The organism is Kitasatospora sp. NPDC088264 (assembly GCF_040685715.1).
In the GTDB taxonomy this organism is placed as follows: Bacteria; Actinomycetota; Actinomycetes; order Streptomycetales; family Streptomycetaceae; genus Kitasatospora.
In genome coordinates, this window is sequence record NZ_JBFBIR010000070.1 from 21,887 (window position 1) to 37,258 (window position 15,372).

The 15,372-nt window shown below is 73.9% G+C and carries 14 protein-coding genes and 1 pseudogene; 7 read left to right on the forward strand and 8 right to left on the reverse strand.

Annotated elements, in window-relative coordinates; all coding sequences use genetic code 11:
• Positions 1 to 4: 4 nt before the first annotated feature.
• Positions 5 to 1,672 (reverse strand): urocanate hydratase, encoded by a 1,668-nt coding sequence (hutU, locus tag AB0O82_RS33725; protein ID WP_363588055.1) that lies wholly within the window; start codon positions 1,670 to 1,672, stop codon positions 5 to 7.
• 171 nt (positions 1,673 to 1,843) lie between these two features.
• On the opposite strand from hutU, the gene AB0O82_RS33730 reads away from it, so the two are divergent.
• A complete protein-coding gene (locus AB0O82_RS33730) occupies positions 1,844 to 2,137 on the forward strand; it encodes a hypothetical protein (RefSeq protein WP_363588057.1) in 294 nt (97 codons plus the stop codon).
• Positions 2,110 to 2,307: a hypothetical protein gene (locus tag AB0O82_RS33735; protein WP_363588059.1), complete on the forward strand. Its 198-nt coding sequence runs from the start codon at positions 2,110 to 2,112 to the stop codon at positions 2,305 to 2,307. Before AB0O82_RS33730 ends, AB0O82_RS33735 begins: the two co-directional genes overlap by 28 nt.
• Position 2,308: 1 nt before the next feature.
• Here AB0O82_RS33735 and AB0O82_RS33740 read toward each other — a convergent pair whose 3' ends face one another.
• Positions 2,309 to 2,632, reverse strand: a complete 324-nt coding sequence (locus AB0O82_RS33740; RefSeq protein WP_363588061.1) for a hypothetical protein — start codon at positions 2,630 to 2,632, stop codon at positions 2,309 to 2,311.
• A gap of 59 nt (positions 2,633 to 2,691) precedes the next feature.
• The gene (locus AB0O82_RS33745) at positions 2,692 to 3,561 is read right to left on the reverse strand and encodes a MurR/RpiR family transcriptional regulator (RefSeq protein WP_363588063.1); all 870 of its coding nucleotides are present in this window, start codon (positions 3,559 to 3,561) and stop codon (positions 2,692 to 2,694) included.
• Positions 3,562 to 3,766: 205 nt separating this feature from the next.
• Here AB0O82_RS33745 and AB0O82_RS33750 point away from each other — a divergent pair, with 205 nt between their 5' ends.
• Positions 3,767 to 4,186 carry a hypothetical protein gene (locus AB0O82_RS33750; RefSeq protein ID WP_363588065.1) on the forward strand — a complete coding sequence of 140 codons (420 nt, stop codon included), beginning with the start codon at positions 3,767 to 3,769 and terminating at the stop codon, positions 4,184 to 4,186.
• 79 nt (positions 4,187 to 4,265) lie between these two features.
• On the opposite strand, the gene hutH is transcribed toward AB0O82_RS33750, so the two are convergent.
• Positions 4,266 to 5,849, reverse strand: a complete 1,584-nt coding sequence (hutH, locus tag AB0O82_RS33755) for a histidine ammonia-lyase (protein WP_363588067.1) — start codon at positions 5,847 to 5,849, stop codon at positions 4,266 to 4,268.
• 157 nt (positions 5,850 to 6,006) lie between these two features.
• Between hutH and fdhD the strand changes: the two genes are divergently transcribed.
• Positions 6,007 to 6,876 carry a formate dehydrogenase accessory sulfurtransferase FdhD gene (gene fdhD / locus AB0O82_RS33760; RefSeq protein WP_363588069.1) on the forward strand — a complete coding sequence of 290 codons (870 nt, stop codon included), beginning with the start codon at positions 6,007 to 6,009 and terminating at the stop codon, positions 6,874 to 6,876.
• Here the strand turns inward: fdhD and AB0O82_RS33765 are convergent.
• Positions 6,866 to 8,065, reverse strand: coding sequence for a macrolide family glycosyltransferase (locus AB0O82_RS33765; RefSeq protein ID WP_363588071.1), 1,200 nt, complete (start codon positions 8,063 to 8,065; stop codon positions 6,866 to 6,868). The two genes, fdhD and AB0O82_RS33765, sit on opposite strands and share 11 nt — an antisense overlap.
• A 127-nt stretch (positions 8,066 to 8,192) precedes the next feature.
• On the opposite strand from AB0O82_RS33765, the gene AB0O82_RS33770 reads away from it, so the two are divergent.
• A complete protein-coding gene (locus tag AB0O82_RS33770) occupies positions 8,193 to 8,789 on the forward strand; it encodes a TetR/AcrR family transcriptional regulator (protein WP_363588073.1) in 597 nt (198 codons plus the stop codon).
• Positions 8,790 to 9,510: 721 nt separating this feature from the next.
• Here AB0O82_RS33770 and AB0O82_RS33775 read toward each other — a convergent pair.
• From AB0O82_RS33775 to AB0O82_RS33785, 3 genes and pseudogenes are all read right to left on the reverse strand, one after another.
• Positions 9,511 to 10,629: pseudogene (locus AB0O82_RS33775) on the reverse strand (diguanylate cyclase); the annotation flags it as partial.
• A gap of 347 nt (positions 10,630 to 10,976) precedes the next feature.
• Positions 10,977 to 12,101, reverse strand: coding sequence for an adenylate/guanylate cyclase domain-containing protein (locus AB0O82_RS33780; RefSeq protein WP_363588075.1), 1,125 nt, complete (start codon positions 12,099 to 12,101; stop codon positions 10,977 to 10,979).
• A 169-nt stretch (positions 12,102 to 12,270) separates the two neighbouring features.
• On the reverse strand, positions 12,271 to 13,164 hold the full coding sequence (locus AB0O82_RS33785; protein ID WP_063351348.1) for a biotin--[acetyl-CoA-carboxylase] ligase: 894 nt from the start codon (positions 13,162 to 13,164) through the stop codon (positions 12,271 to 12,273).
• Positions 13,165 to 13,405: 241 nt separating this feature from the next.
• Between AB0O82_RS33785 and AB0O82_RS33790 the strand changes: the two genes are divergently transcribed.
• Together AB0O82_RS33790 and AB0O82_RS33795 are read left to right on the forward strand one after the other, a co-directional pair.
• Positions 13,406 to 14,995 carry an acyl-CoA carboxylase subunit beta gene (locus AB0O82_RS33790; protein WP_363588077.1) on the forward strand — a complete coding sequence of 530 codons (1,590 nt, stop codon included), beginning with the start codon at positions 13,406 to 13,408 and terminating at the stop codon, positions 14,993 to 14,995.
• Positions 14,996 to 15,020: 25 nt separating this feature from the next.
• Positions 15,021 to 15,242 carry an acyl-CoA carboxylase epsilon subunit gene (locus tag AB0O82_RS33795; protein WP_363588079.1) on the forward strand — a complete coding sequence of 74 codons (222 nt, stop codon included), beginning with the start codon at positions 15,021 to 15,023 and terminating at the stop codon, positions 15,240 to 15,242.
• Positions 15,243 to 15,372 lie beyond the last annotated feature (130 nt).

The following is a 15,372-nucleotide window of genomic DNA, read 5'->3' on the forward strand; positions in this document are numbered from 1 at the left end:
GACGTCACAGCTCACCCATCGGGACGCGGACCCCGCGCTCGGCGGCGACCTCGGTGGCCCGGTCGTAGCCGGCGTCCACGTGCCGGATCACGCCCATGCCCGGGTCGTTGGTGAGCACCCGGCGGATCTTCTCGCCGGCCAGCGCGGTGCCGTCGGCGACGGTGACCTGGCCGGCGTGGATCGAGCGGCCGATGCCGACGCCGCCGCCGTGGTGGATGGAGACCCAGGACGCGCCGGAGGCCACGTTGACCATGGCGTTGAGCAGCGGCCAGTCGGCGATCGCGTCCGAGCCGTCCAGCATCGCCTCGGTCTCCCGGTACGGGGAGGCGACCGAGCCGCAGTCGAGGTGGTCGCGGCCGATCACGATCGGCGCGGACAGCTCGCCGGAGGCGACCATGTCGTTGAAGCGCTCGCCGGCCTTGTCGCGCTCGCCGTAGCCGAGCCAGCAGATCCGCGCGGGCAGGCCCTGGAAGTGCACCTTCTCCTGGGCCATCTTGATCCAGCGGTGCAGCGACTCGTTCTCCGGGAAGAGGTCGAGGACGGCCTTGTCGGTCTTGTGGATGTCCTGCGGGTCGCCGGACAGCGCCGCCCAGCGGAACGGGCCCTTGCCCTCGCAGAACAGCGGCCGGATGTACGCGGGGACGAATCCGGGGAAGGCGAACGCGCGGTCGTAACCGGCCAGTTGGGCCTCGCCGCGGATCGAGTTGCCGTAGTCGAAGACCTCGGCGCCCGCGTCCTGGAAGCCGACCATCGCCTCGACGTGCCGGGCCATCGACTCGCGGGCCCGCTGGGTGAACTCGGCGGGCTTGGCCGCCGCGTAGTCCGCCATGTCGTCGAAGGCGACGCCCACCGGCAGGTAGGCGAGCGGGTCGTGGGCGCTGGTCTGGTCGGTGACGATGTCGATGGGCGCGTCCATCGCGAGCAGCTGCGGGACCAGCTCGGCGGCGTTGCCCAGCACGCCGATGGACAGCGGCTGCCGCTTGTCGCGGGCGGCGGTGGCCAGCTCCAGCGCGTGCCCGAGGTCCTTGGCCTCGACGTCCAGGTAGCGGTGCTCGATCCGGCGGGCGATCCGGGACGGGTCGCAGTCGATGCAGATCGCCACGCCGCCGTTCATGGTGACGGCCAGCGGCTGGGCGCCGCCCATCCCGCCGAGGCCGGCGGTGAGGGTGATGGTGCCTTCCAGCGTCCCGTTGAACCGCTTGTTGGCGACGGCCGAGAAGGTCTCGTAGGTGCCTTGCAGGATGCCCTGGGTGCCGATGTAGATCCACGAGCCGGCGGTCATCTGCCCGTACATGGTGAGCCCGAGGCTCTCCAGCCGGCGGAACTCCTCCCAGTTGGCCCAGTCGCCGACCAGGTTGGAGTTGGCGATCAGCACCCGCGGCGCCCACTCGTGGGTCTGCATGACGCCGACCGGCCGCCCGGACTGGACCAGCATGGTCTCGTCCTGCTTCAGCCCCTCCAGCGTCCTCACCATGGCGTCGAACGAACGCCAGTCCCGCGCCGCCTTGCCCGTCCCGCCGTACACGACCAGCTTCGACGGGTGCTCGGCGACCTCCGGGTCGAGGTTGTTCATCAGCATCCGCAGGGCCGCCTCCTGCTGCCACCCCTGCGCCGTCAGCCCCGTCCCCCGCGCCGCCCTGACCTCACGCGGCCCGCTCGCCTGCTGCACCATGTCCTGGCCTCCCTGCGGATGGATTCATTCAGATTCAGCTCGACTGAATATATCCAAACAATCACCTCCCGACCAGACCCCGAACCCATCCGATCAGCGCCCGCGCCGGTACGCCCGCCAGCCGTACCCTGAGGCCGGAAACACCAGCCACTCGGGTCAGCAGAGGACACCATGGCGACCATCCCCCTACTCCCCGGCAAGCTCCGCCACGCAGCAGAAGCGATCGAGCAGAGCACCGGACTGCGGGTCGAGATCATCGGAGGCGCCCTGCTGCTGTCTCCGCCCCGCCGGGGCAAGCACGCTGGCACCGTGCGGCAGCTGCGCGAACGGATCGGATCACGACTGCCCGGCCTCGGGGCCTACGAGGCGGCATCCATCGCCTTTCCAGGCGACGAGGACGACTACGCGACGCCCGACCTGGCCGTCCTACCCGCGCGGTGGGAGAACCAGCATTCCTCGCGGTAGACCCCCGCAAGGGCGTCTGGACGCTTCGCACCCACCCCCGCGACGGCGAGTACCAGGGCGTGCTGCACGGCAAGTACGGCGAGCCCGTCCCGCTGCCCGTCCCGCTGCCCGCGCCGCTGCCCGCCGAACTGGACACCTCCGCACTGCCGCCGTACGCACCCCGCGCCTGAGTCAGGCCGCGGCGTCACCGTCCCAGTCGATGCCGATCTCGGCGAGCCAGCGGCGGTCGGCGGCGTCGGGGGCGGGCGGGGTCGGCGGGCGGGGGATGTTCTGGACCGGGCCGAGGCCGTACTTCTCGGCGGCCGCGGCGGCGGTGCGGGCGTCGGGTTCGATGACGCCGACGTGCACGGCGGACTCGTCTCCCGGGTCGAGGACGGTCAGTTCGGGATCGGGCAGGCGCCGCAGGGTGACACGGCGTCCGCAGGTGGGGCAGGACCATTCGTCGACACCCGAGGCCAGGCGGGCGACGAACTTCATCTCGTGGATCACGCGCATGGGCGGCACCCCCTGCTGTAGGGGATGCCCGGGTTCGTGACGGCTACTCCCCGCCGTGTCTACTCCAAAAACAGGCCACGTGCCGCGGCGGACTGCTCGATGGCCTCCAACCTGGCCTCCGCGCCCGGGAGTTCGTCACACATGCGCTGCAACAGCACCCGGCCGAGCATCATCGGCGCGCACGCGGTGTCGAAGACCAGCCCGGTGCCGACGGCGGCCGGCAGCATCAGGTCGGAGAGCTTGGCGACCGGCGCGAAGGCGCTGTCGGCGACGGTCAGCACCGTCAGCCCGCACTCGCGGGCCACCACCAGTGCGTCCATCAGCTCCCGCGGGTAGCGCGGCAGCGCGAAGCAGAGCAGCGCGGTGGCCCCGGCCGCGGCGGCCTGTTCCAGCCGGTCGGCGAGCATGCTGCCGCCCTCGTCGAGGAGGCGGATGTCCGGGTGCACCTTGGCGGCGAAGTAGGCGAAGCCGCGCGCCTGCGCGGAGGCGGCCCGCAGGCCGAGCACCGGCAGCGGGCGGGAGGCGGCGAGCAGCCGGGCGGCGCGGGTGATCGGCTCGGGGTCGGCGAGGAGTTCGGCGAGGTGGCGCAGGTGGGCGATCTCGGCGAGCACGGCCTGCTGGTGCTCGTTGCGCACCGCGTCGTCGGGGGTCTCCGGCGCGGCGGTCTCGCCCGCGCCGAGTTCGCGCAGCTGCTTGCGCAGCGCCGGGTAGCCGTCGTAGCCGAGGGCGACCGCGAAGCGGGTGACGGACGGTTGGCTGACGCCGGCGAGTTCGGCGACCTCGACGCTGGAGAGGAACGGCGCCTCGGTGGCGTGCCGGACCAGCGAGTGCGCGATCCGCCGCTGGGTCGGGGTCAGTCGGTGGCCTTCGAACAGCTGGAGCAGCCGGGCGGAGGGGCCGACCGTGCCGGCCTCGTCGGTGGCGGTCATCAGCGGTACCTCCGGATGCGAGCGATTCGGACGACGACTGTGCAGCAGTGCGTCGCGCCTGGCAAAGACGTCTCGTACGGCGGGACGCCGGGTGAGACGGCCCGAGCGGGTGGGAGCTCGGGGTAACCCTGAATTCTCCCTGAACCCGCCCGGATTCCCCCACCGACGGATGGACCGCGCCCCGGCGCGGGCCCAGGCTGGTCCCATGGACACTCGCCAGGACGACCTGCGGCGCGACCTCGACGCCGCCCTGCACGCTCGCAAGGAACTCGGCAAGGAGTACGAGCCGGAGCTGGTCGACTCGTTCCTGAGCCGCCTGGACGCCCGGTTGGACGCCCGGGTCGAGCGCCGGGTGGCCGAGCGGATGGACGACTACGAGCCCGCGCACCGGCGCCGACCGCACCGCCCGGGGCCGGGGCTCGGCCTCCCCGGCAACCGGCTGGCGGTGATCTCGCTGGTCCTCGGCATCCCGCTGACCGCGATCGCGGCCAGCCCGCAGAGCGGCGGCTTCATCGGCCTGATCGTCAGTTGGGCGGGCATCGTCGGGGTCAACTTCGCCGCCGCGTTCGGCAACCGCCGGGACCGGGACGAGCCGCGGTCCCGGTCCCGGGACGACTGGGACTGAGCCCCGCCGCCCGCACCGGACCCGACGGCCCGTCACGCCGAACGCACCGAACGCACCGATCTCACCAGGTCACACCGGCTCAGGCCAGCGGCCCGGTGACCCGCTCCACCGCCCGCACCAGCTCCCCGGAGGCGACCAGCGCGGCCGCCGCCTCCAGGTCCGGCGAGAGGAAGCGGTCGCGGCCCGCGCCGCCGACCCCCGCCTCCCGGGCGGCGGCCATGGCGGCCGCGGTGGCCGGGGCCGTCCGGCCCGCGCCGTCGGCCTGCTGGCGGATCTCCAGGGCGCGGGCGGCGGCGGTGAGTTCGACGGCGAGGATCCGGCCGAGGTTGTCGACGGCCTGGCGCAGCTTGCGGGCGGCGGACCAGCCCATCGACACGTGGTCCTCCTGCATCGCGGAGGACGGGATCGAGTCGACCGAGGCCGGGACGGCGAGCCGCTTGTTCTCGCTGACCAGCGCCGCCTGGGTGTACTGGGCGATCATCAGGCCGGAGTCCACGCCGGGGTCGTCGGCCAGGAAGGCCGGCAGGCCGTGCGAGCGGGCCTTGTCGAGCAGTCGGTCGGTGCGGCGCTCGGAGATCGAGCCCAGGTCGGCGGCGGCGATGGCGAGGAAGTCCAGCACGTACGCGACCGGGGCGCCGTGGAAGTTGCCGTTGGACTCCACCCGGCCGTCCGGCAGCACCACCGGGTTGTCGACCGAGGCGGCCAGCTCGCGGGAGGCGACCAGCTGGGCGTGGGCGAGGGTGTCCCGGCCGGCGCCGGCCACCTGCGGGGCGCAGCGGATCGAGTAGGCGTCCTGGACCCGCGGCGCGTCGTCCTGGTGGTGGCCGGTGAGGCCGGAGTCCTTGAGGACGGCCAGCATGTTGGCGGCGCTCAGCGCCTGGCCCGGGTGGGGGCGGATCGGGGCGTGCAGTTCGGGGGCGAGCACCTTGTCGGTGCCGAGCAGCGCCTCCAGGGTCATCGCGGCGGTGATGTCGGCGGTGGTGTACAGCCGCTGCAGGTCGGCGATGGCCATCACCAGCATGCCGAGCATGCCGTCGGTGCCGTTGATGAGGGCCAGGCCCTCCTTCTCCAGCAGTTCGACGGGCTCGATGCCGGCGGCGGCGAGCAGTTCGGCGGCGGGCTTCTCCACGCCGTCCGGGCCGGTGGCCACGCCCTCGCCCATCAGGACCAGCGCACAGTGCGACAGCGGCGCGAGGTCGCCGGAGCAGCCGAGCGAGCCGAACTCCCGGACCACCGGGGTGATGCCCGCGTTGAGCAGGGCGGCCATGGTCTGCGCGACCAGCGGGCGCACCCCGGTCCGGCCGGAGGCCAGCGTCTTCATCCGCAGGAAGACGAGTGCCCGGACGACCTCGCGCTCGACGGCCGGTCCCATCCCGGCCGCGTGCGAGCGCACCAGCGACCGCTGGAGCTGCGCCCGCAGTTCGGGGCTGATGTGCCGGACGGCGAGCGCGCCGAATCCGGTCGACACGCCGTAGACGGGGCGCGGTTCGGCCGCGAGGGCGTCGATCCGTGCCCGCGCCGTCGCCATCTCGGCGAGCGCGTCGGGGCCTATCTCGACCCGGGCGTTCCCCCGGGCGACGGCCAGCACGTCCTCGGCGCTGACGTCGGCCTTGCCGACCTGGACCAGCGGAGCGTCGGGGGCCACAGCACTGTGCATATCCATATACACCATCACATCAGGTGAATGAAGATATGACAACAGGTGGTCGCCATCCGGAACGGCCACGATCGCACGCCCCGTACCGGCCGGCAGGACTTTCCCCCGGCCCGCCCCGTGCCGCACGCTGGTGCCCACGGACACGCACGGAGGTGGCAGGGCGATGACGCGGGCGACGGCACGGCGCCGGGTGGTGCGGCTGCGGGGGGACGAGCGCGGGGTGCGGCCGGACTCGCTGGCGGCGGAGGAGCCGCTGGAGATCCGGCTCGGCGGCGAACCGCTGACCGTCACCATGCGCACCCCCGGGCAGGACTTCGACCTGGTAGCCGGGTTCCTGGTCGGCGAGGGGCTGGTGCACACCTCCGAGGAACTCGCCGCCCTGCGGTACTGCGCCGGGACGGACGAAGCCGGCGCCAACACCTACAACGTCGTCGACGCCACCCTGCGCGGCGCCGCCCGCGCGCTGCCGCTGTCCGCGCACCGCAACCTGCTCACCACCAGCGCCTGCGGCCTGTGCGGCCGGGACACCGTGGACGCCGTCCGCACTCACGTCCGCCACCCGGTGGGCGAGGACCCGCTCACCGTCCCGCCGTCCCTGCTGTACGGCCTGCCGGACCGGCTGCGGGCCGCCCAGCGCACCTTCGAGTCCACCGGCGGCCTGCACGCGGCCGGCCTGTTCGACGCCGCCACCGGCGAACTGCTCTGCGCCCGCGAGGACGTCGGGCGGCACAACGCGGTGGACAAGGTGGTCGGCTGGGCGCTGCGCGAGGGCAGGCTGCCGCTGACCGGGCACGTCCTGCTGGTGAGCGGCCGGGCCTCGTTCGAGCTGACCCAGAAGGCCGCGCTGGCGGGCGTCCCGCTGCTGGCGGCCGTCTCGGCGCCGTCCTCGCTCGCGGTGGACCTCGCGGAGGAGCTGGGCCTGACCCTGGTCGGCTTCCTGCGAGGGGAGGGCGCGAACGTCTACACCCGGCCGGACCGGATCACCGCGCCCTCCCCCGCCACGTCCTCCCCCGCCGCGCCGGTCACCCCCTGAGCTCGGCCTCGATCAGGTCCGCCGCGCGGGCGGTGCCGCCCTCGGCCCGGCCGGCGGCGGCCAGCGCCTTCAGCCGCTCGGCCACCGCCGGGTCGCCGACCAGCTCCAGCAGCGCGCCGCGCAGCGCCTCCGGGGTGGCCTCCCCGGTGTCCAGGCGGCGGGCGACGCCGAGCCCCACCAGCGCGTCCGCGTTGGCGTACTGGTCGGCGGCCTGCGGCACGGCGATCATCGGCACGCCGTGGTACAGCCCCTCGCTGGAGCCGCCCATGCCCGCGTGGGTGACGAAGGCGTCCGCCTGCGCGAGCACCGACAGCTGCGGCACCCACCGGTGCACCTCGACGGTGTCCGGCACCTCGCCCAGGTCGGCCAGGTCGGTGTGCGCGCCGACCTGGAGCACCGTGTGCCAGCCGGGCAGGTCGCCGAAGGCCTGGACGCAGGCCCGGTAGAACGCGGGCTGGTGGGTGAAGGCCGAGCCGAGCGAGACCAGCAGCACCTTCTCGGCGGCGGCCGGCCGCCGCCACTCCCCCTGATGGGCGCGGTCGCCGAAGCACGGCCCGACGAAGCTGACGCGCCGCTCGTCGACCCGGTCCGCGTTGGGCTGCAGGGCGCGCGGGATCAGGGCGACGGCCCGCACCGGGCGGCCCTTGAAGGCGTCCACGTCGCGTTCCACCGCCCCGGCCTCGGCCAGCCAGTCGGCGAACCGCCGGTGGTGCTCGGCGCCGCCGGGCCCGTTGCGGATCGCCTCGTACACCTCCGCCATGTCCTGCTCGAAGCCCTCCCAGCCGACGTAGGTGGGCGACAGCTGCACCACCGGCACGCCCAGCCGCTCGCCGAGCGCCCGCCCGGCGAAGCCCGCGATGTCGTGGAGCACCAGGTCGGGGCGGTCGTCCGCGAAGGCCTCCAGCAGGACGGGGTGCATCGCGAGGGCGTCGTCCAGGAACACCTCCTGGATCGCCACCGGGTCCTCCGGCCACCCGCTCGGGTCGTCGGCGAGCGGCAGCCGCGTCGGGTACGGGACGAGGCGGGCACCGGTGGACTCGACGGCCTCGGCGAAGGAGGCGTCGTTGACGTAGCTGACCCGGTGGCCCCGGGCGACCAGTTCGGCGATCACGGCGAGGCTGGGGTTGACGTGCCCGTGGGCCGGGACCGAGACCATCAGGATGTGGGCGGGGTGGGCGGAGCGGGTCATGGGGCCTCCAGGGTTCAGAACAAGACGAGACGGTCCGTCTCGCTGGCGCCCCTCCAGCATGATCCCGGATCCGACGCCGCGTCAAGACGATACGTACCGTCTCGCCACTTCGCTTAGAATTTCCGCCATGGCCCACAGAACCGCCCCCGATCCCGCCCGCCGCAGCGAACGCTCCCGCGCCGCCGTCCTCGCCGCCGCCTCCGAACTCGTCGCCGAGGTCGGCTTCGGCAAGCTCACCATCGAGGCGATCGCCGCCCGGGCCGGCGTCGGCAAGCAGACCATCTACCGCTGGTGGCCGTCCAAGGGCGCCGTCGTCTTCGACGCCTTCCTCGCCACCAACGAGCACGAGGGCGGCCTCGACCTCCCCGACACCGGCGACCTCGCCGCCGACCTGCGAACCGTCCTGCGCCCCACCACCGCCGAGCTCACCGACCCCGCCCTCGACCGCAGCTACCGCGCCATCACCGCCGAGATGCTCAACGACCCGGCCCTGTACGCCGAGTACCGCACCCGCCTGCTGAACCCACTCCTCGACGTCACCCGCGCCCGCCTGCACAGCGCCCGCGAGGCCGGCCAGCTCGCCCCCGACGCGGACCTCGACCTCGCCCTCGAACTCCTCTACGGCCCGCTCCACTACCGCTGGCTCTACCGGCTCGGCCCGCTCGACCCCGCCTACGCCGACCGCCTGGTCGAGGCGGTCCTGCGCGCCCTCGGGCCGGCCTGACCGCGCCGACCAGCCTCCCCCGGCCTCACACCACCGGGGGCGAGGCCGCGCCCGCCAGGGCGACGGCCACCAGGGCGCGCATGGCGAAGGCGGCCTGGCCCAGCGGCAGGGTGGCGTCGTCGGCGAAGAGTTCGACGAGCCAGCCGCCGGCCGGGTTCTGGCCGCCGGCGGCGACCATGCCGCGGTAGCCGGAGACGACCAGCATGGCCTCCTCGGCCGGGTCGTTGCCGGCCGCGCCGGCGCGCAGGGCGAAGGCGCCGCCGCGGACGGCGCGGCGGGTCATCGGGTAGTGGCGCAGGTCGAAGACGGCGTCCGGGGCCTCGATCTGGGCCCGCTGGGTCTCGGCGCGGGTGCTGCTGGGGCCGCTGGTCATCCGGTAGACGGCGTGCTGGGCGGTGCGCATGAGGTGGGAGCCGGGCGGGACGTAGGAGACCCACCAGCCGACGGCGTCGAGCAGCCGGGCGGAGGCCTCGGCGACGACGACGAGCTTGCCGAGGGTGTCGGCGGGGTGGACGGCCCGGGCGGCGGCGGCCTGGTCGAGGGCCGCGAGGACGGCGGTGAGCAGCTGGCCCGGGTCGGCGCTGTGCGCGGCGCCCCGGAAGCGCCGCCGGTCGCCCGCCCCGGCCCGGCCCGGGCGGGCGCGTCCGTCGGCCCGGTGGTGCGGGTCGGCGGCGTCGGCGAGCAGCACGGTGGGGTCGGGCGAGAAGCCGGGGCCGTGGCTGCGCCCGGCGACGACGGGGTGGGCGGCCCGGGCGGCCTTGGCCCGGTACTGGGCGGCGTCGGCGAGCCGGAAGAGCCGGTCTGGGGTGGTGACCGGGCCGATGGAGTCGCCGGTGGAGGCGACGCCGCAGGCGACGCCCTCGCCTTCGGACAGGGCCAGGGCCCGGGCGCAGAGCTCCTCGGCGACGGCGACGACCTCGTCGGCCTTCTGCCCCTCGGCGAGCAGGCAGAACTCGTCGCCGCCGAGGCGGGCGGCGAGGCTGCCGGGGAGTTTGGCCGCGGCGACCGAGAGCTGGTGGGCGAACCGTTCGAGCAGCCGGTCGCCCATTTCGTGGCCGAGCTGGTCGTTGACCCGCTTGAGGCCGTTGACGTCGCAGACGACGAGCGAGACCACGGTGTTGTCCCGGTTGTGCGCCGTGAGGGCGCTCTCCAGCCGGGCGTCGACGGCGCGCCGGTTGGCGAGGCCGGTGAGCGGGTCGGAGAAGGCGAGTTTGCGCAGGTCGGCGAGGCGTTCGGTCTGGGCGAGGCCGGCCGAGATCTGGGCCGCGAGCAGGGTCGCGTAGTCGGTGTCGGCGGCGACGAACCCGGGCTTCCCGACGCTGCGGGCCAGGTACAGCTCGCCCCAGGCCTGCCCGTGCAGGACGATCGGGGCGACCACGCAGCAGGCGCGGCCTCGCCGGCGCAGCGCCGCGGCGCGTTCCTGGCAGTACGCGCCGGCGGTGGGGTGGGCGTGTCCGGCGTGCGGTTCGGCGTTCTCGGCGGTCTGCAGCCAGGCCCGAGGGAGGCGCCCGGTGGTCCAGCGCTCCTCCAGATAGGTGACGATCTCGGGGAAGTCGGCGACGGGGTAGGACTCGTCCTCGGGCAGTTCCTCCTCGCCGGGCGCGAGCTCCCCGTGGTTGACCAGGACCCGGAGCCGGCCGGATTCGCGGTCCCAGACGGAGACGGCCGCCATGGTCGCCCCGAGCGCCTCGGTGGCGCGGGCGGCGGCGGCCCGGACGGCCTCCAGCGGGGTGAGCGCGCGGGCCATGTCCTGGGCCAGCTCGACCACGGACTGCAGCCGCAGGTCGGGCAGTTGGCCGGACAGCCGCGGGCCGCCGCAGTCGCAGCCGCGGTCCGTCATGATCGCCTCGCTGCTCACCGGCTCGCCTCGCTCCCTGTGCCCGGTCCTGCCGGACCCCCGACGGCGGCCGCACCCACCCGGCCGCTTTCACCAAGACTATGGCGGTTTCGTTCGGTTATGCCCCGTTTGCCGGGGCGGACCCGCAACCGGCCGTACGGGTTTCAACCGTTCGGCACCCCAAGCATCGGGACCGGCCCGGGGCCACGTCCTGGAAAGGGCCGGGGAAGGCTGGAAAGGCCCGGGAAAAGCCGGGAAGGGCACAGGAGAAGACCGGAAGGGGCCCGGAAGGGAGCGGAAAGGCTCCAGGAGAGGCGCGAGAAGGGCCCGGGAGGGGCAGCGGCGGAGGCCTACTCCGGCTTCAGCCGCCGCGACAGCAGCCACGGCTCGACCAGCCCGAGCCCGCGCACCGGCCGGCGCCACATCGGCTGCAGGTGGAACCGGTGCCCGGCGTCCAGGCCCGGCACCGGCAGGCCCGAGGCGGGCATCCCGGCGGCGGCCGACAGCGCCTCGGCGAGGCCGGGGCCGTCCGCGTCCGGCGGGGCCACGCTGCCGTACTGCTCCAGCGCGGCGGCGAACTCGCCGTCGATCAGCACCGCGTCCTTGGGCGCGATCGAGGTGAGCCGGCTGGCCAGGTTCACGGTGGTGCCGAAGACGTCGCCCATCCGCGAGGTGACCGTGCCGAAGGCCATGCCGACCCGCAGCGCGGGGATGGTCTCGTCCTCGGCGAGGGCCTCGATCAGGCTGAGCGCGATCTCGGCGGCGGTGACCGGGTCCTCGGAGACGTAGAGGATCTCGTCGCCGAGGGTCTTGATGACCCGGCCGCCCTGCCCGGCGATCAGGTCCGAACAGGTGTTCTCGAAGGTCTCGACGAGTTCGCCGAGCTCCTCCTCCTCCAGCCGCCGCGACAGCCGGGTGAAGCCGACCAGGTCGGCGAAGCCCACCGCGAGGCGGCCGCTGGTGATCTCGTTGTCCTCGGCGGCCTGGACCACCCGGCCGGTGACGGCGGCGAGCTGGCGGCGCCAGACGTACACCAGGAACTGCTCCAGCTCCGGCAGCAGCAGCTCGACCAGCGGGTAGGCGACGTCGGCGCGGGTCAGGCCGGGCTCGACGGCCTGGGTGAGGTTCTCCAGGAAGGTGTCCATCTGCCAGCCGGCCAGCCGGGCGGTGGTCTGGCCGGTGGAGCGGGCCACCTGGATCGCCATCGACTCGCTGAGCAGGCCGGACTCGACCAGGCCGGCGAGCCGGCGCAGGGCGATCACGTCGCCGTCGGTGAGGGCCCGGGACTGGCCGATGTCGGGGAAGCCCATGGCCCGCCAGAAGCGGGTCGCCAGCTCCATCGGGACGTCGGCGGCCCGCGCGGCCTGGTACGGGGTGTAGCGGCGTGGCGCGTCCAGGATCAGGCGTTCCAGTTCGAGCGCGACCGTGGGGTCGTGGGTCCCCGATGTCGCGCCGCTGCTGCCGTCCTCTGCCACCGGTCCGTCCCCGTGCGGTCGCCGCAATCGCCTCGTGTCCTGCCTGTCCGGGCGCGCCCGCCACCCGGCGGGCAGTGGCGCGCCTCACACCGCTGCCAGGTGGAATGTTCGCACGGAATCGCGCGATCCGGGGCATCAGCCCGGGTCAAGGAGAGGTGAAGAGTGCCGTTCAGCGGGGCTCGGGGCGCACGTGGACGACGTCCCCCGCGCCGACCGCCCGGCGTGCGCCGTCGGGGGTGCGGACCACCAGGCGGCCGTCGCCGTCGATCGCCACCGCCTCGCCGACCAGCTCCCGGTCGCCCGGCAGGTGCACCTTCACCTGGCGGCCGAGCGTGGTGCAGCGGTCCGCGTAGGCGCGGAGCAGCTCGCTGGTGTGCGGGTCGCCGGCGGCGGCCGTCCAGGTGCGGTACAACCCGGCGAACTCGCGCAGCAGGGCGCGCAGCAGGGTGGACCGGTCGGTGACCTCGGCGCCGGCCAGCGCGAGCGAGGCGGCGGTGGGGACGGGCAGTTCGGGCTCGCGCAGCGAGACGTTGATGCCGAGGCCCGCGACCACGGCGCCACCGCTCAGCTCGGTGAGGATGCCGCCGAGCTTGCGCTCGGCGCCGTCGATCTCCACCTGGAGGTCGTTGGGCCACTTCAGCCCGACCTCGACCCCGGCGACCCGGCTCAGCGTGCTGGCGGTGGCCACCCCGACCAGGATCGGCAGCCAGCCGTAGCGTTCGACCGGCACCTCCTCGGGGCGCAGCAGGACGGACAGGAACAGCCCGGAGCGGGCCGGGGCGCTCCACTGGCGCTCCAGCCGGCCGCGCCCGGCGTTCTGCACCTCGGCGACCAGCACCGCGCCCTGCGGGGCGCCGGCCCGGGCGCGGGCGGCGAGGTCGTTGTTGGTGGAGCCGGTCTCGGCGACGACGTCCACCGAGGTCCAGAGCCCGTCCGGGACCAGCAGGTCGCGGCGCAGCGCCGCCTCGTCCAGCGGCGGACGGTCCAGGTCGGTCCACGGCGACGGCCCGGCGTGGCCGAAACCGCGCAGTCCACTGCGGCGGGGGGAGTCGGGTGCGGTCATGGTCCAGAACACTAGGGGGTGTGCGGACGCCGGGGGCGTAGGCCGCCCCATCGTCCCGCAGAACGCGCGTTGACACACTGTGTCGATGGCCATAACGCCAGGACGTGACGTCCGGGCCCGCGCGCTGGCTACGCTACCCAACGGTAGTTCGCAGCGCCGCCCTGCCCTCATGCGCGGGCCCCCACTCCGGCCCGCGCGCACTCGAACAGGTCGCGGCCCATGGATCAGGGAGAGCCACCGGATGACCGAGGCGCCGTACGACCCCCACACCACCGCCGGCAAGCTCGCCGACCTGCGGCGCAGGCTCGACGAGGCGGTGCACTCCGGCTCCGCCGCGGCCGTGGAGAAGCAGCACGCCAAGGGCAAGCTGACGGCCCGCGAGCGGGTCGCGGAGCTGCTGGACGAGGACTCCTTCGTCGAGTTCGACGAGTTCGCCCGGCACCGCTCGACGAACTTCGGGCAGGAGCGGAACCGCCCGTACGGCGACGGCGTGGTGACCGGCTACGGCACCGTGGACGGCCGCCAGGTCGCCGTCTTCGCCCAGGACTTCACCGTGTTCGGCGGCTCCCTGGGCGAGGTGTTCGGCGAGAAGATCGTCAAGGTGATGGACTTCGCGCTGAAGACCGGCTGCCCGGTCATCGGCATCAACGACTCCGGCGGCGCCCGGATCCAGGAGGGCGTGGTCTCGCTCGGCCTGTACGGCGAGATCTTCCGCCGCAACGTGCACGCCTCGGGCGTGATCCCGCAGATCTCGCTGATCATGGGCCCCTGCGCGGGCGGCGCGGTGTACTCCCCCGCGATCACCGACTTCGTGGTGATGGCCGACCGGACCTCGCACATGTTCATCACCGGCCCGGACGTGATCAAGACCGTGACCGGCGAGGACGTCGGCATGGAGGAGCTGGGCGGCGCCCGCACCCACAACAGCAAGTCCGGCAACGCGCACTACCTGGCCACCGACGAGAAGGAGGCCGTCGAGTACGTCAAGAGCCTGCTCTCGTACCTGCCCTCCAACAACCTGTCGGACCCGCCGTCCTACCCCGAGCAGGCGGACCTCACCGTCACCGACGAGGACCTCGAACTCGACGCCATCGTGCCGGACTCGGCGAACCAGCCGTACGACATGCGCAAGGTGATCGAGCACATCGTCGACGACGGCGAGTTCCTGGAGACCCAGCCGCTGTACGCGGGCAACATCATCACCGGCTTCGGCCGGGTCGAGGGCCAGTCCGTCGGCATCGTCGGCAACCAGCCGATGGACCTGGCCGGCTGCCTGGACATCAACGCCAGCGAGAAGGCCGCCCGTTTCATCCGGACCTGCGACTCCTTCAACATCCCGGTGCTGACCTTCGTCGACGTGCCCGGCTTCCTGCCCGGCACCGAGCAGGAGTGGGACGGCATCATCCGCCGCGGCGCCAAGCTGATCTACGCCTACGCCGAGGCGACCGTCCCGCTGATCACCGTGATCACCCGCAAGGCCTTCGGCGGCGCGTACGACGTCATGGGCTCCAAGCACCTGGGCGCCGACCTCAACCTGGCCTGGCCGACCGCGCAGATCGCGGTGATGGGCGCGCAGGGCGCGGTCAACATCCTGCACCGGCGGGAGATCGCCGAGGCCGGGTCGGCGGGCGGCGCCGAGCAGAAGCGGGCCGAGCTGATCGCCTCGTACGAGGACACCCTGCTGAACCCGTACCTGGCGGCCGAGCGCGGCTACGTGGACGCGGTGATCCCGCCGAGCGAGACCCGCCGACACATCGTCCGGGGTCTGCGGGCACTGCGCGGCAAGCGCGAGGTGCTGCCGCCGAAGAAGCACGGCAACATCCCCCTGTAGGCCCCCGTCGGGAGAGAATTGAGCCATGGCCCCGATCCACGTGCTGCACGGGCAGCCGACCCCCGAGGAGCTCGCCGCCGTCCTGGCGGTGGTCCAGGCCCGGGCCGCCGCCGCGCAGGCCGCCGCCGAGGCGGCACGCCTGGCCGGTGCCGGCCCGGCCGCCCCCTGGAACGACCGCTCCCGCCTGTTCCGCCCGGCCGTCCACCCGGGCGTCAACGCCTGGCGGACGTCCGGCTGGGCGAGCTGATCCGCCGGGTGCGGAGTGGGAAGTCGGCCCGTCCGACTTCCCACTCCGCACCCGTTCGGGCCGCCGAACCAGTCGTACACCTTGTCGGCGATGTAGCCGCCGCCGAGCATGCCGAGCGGGCCGGCGGAGG

Excerpts from the sequence above, each read along its gene's own strand:
- AB0O82_RS33785 (WP_063351348.1), bottom strand. The coding sequence starts at position 13,164 with ATGACCGCACCCGACTCCCCCCGCCGCAGTGGACTGCGCGGTTTCGGC.
- AB0O82_RS33730 (WP_363588057.1), top strand. The coding sequence starts at position 1,844 with ATGGCGACCATCCCCCTACTCCCCGGCAAGCTCCGCCACGCAGCAGAA.
- AB0O82_RS33750 (WP_363588065.1), top strand. The coding sequence starts at position 3,767 with ATGGACACTCGCCAGGACGACCTGCGGCGCGACCTCGACGCCGCCCTG.
- hutH (WP_363588067.1), bottom strand. The coding sequence starts at position 5,849 with ATGGATATGCACAGTGCTGTGGCCCCCGACGCTCCGCTGGTCCAGGTC.
- AB0O82_RS33740 (WP_363588061.1), bottom strand. The coding sequence starts at position 2,632 with ATGCGCGTGATCCACGAGATGAAGTTCGTCGCCCGCCTGGCCTCGGGT.
- AB0O82_RS33795 (WP_363588079.1), top strand. The coding sequence starts at position 15,021 with ATGGCCCCGATCCACGTGCTGCACGGGCAGCCGACCCCCGAGGAGCTC.
- AB0O82_RS33770 (WP_363588073.1), top strand. The coding sequence starts at position 8,193 with ATGGCCCACAGAACCGCCCCCGATCCCGCCCGCCGCAGCGAACGCTCC.
- hutU (WP_363588055.1), bottom strand. The coding sequence starts at position 1,672 with ATGGTGCAGCAGGCGAGCGGGCCGCGTGAGGTCAGGGCGGCGCGGGGG.
- AB0O82_RS33745 (WP_363588063.1), bottom strand. The coding sequence starts at position 3,561 with ATGACCGCCACCGACGAGGCCGGCACGGTCGGCCCCTCCGCCCGGCTG.
- AB0O82_RS33790 (WP_363588077.1), top strand. The coding sequence starts at position 13,406 with ATGACCGAGGCGCCGTACGACCCCCACACCACCGCCGGCAAGCTCGCC.
- AB0O82_RS33765 (WP_363588071.1), bottom strand. The coding sequence starts at position 8,065 with ATGACCCGCTCCGCCCACCCCGCCCACATCCTGATGGTCTCGGTCCCG.
- fdhD (WP_363588069.1), top strand. The coding sequence starts at position 6,007 with ATGACGCGGGCGACGGCACGGCGCCGGGTGGTGCGGCTGCGGGGGGAC.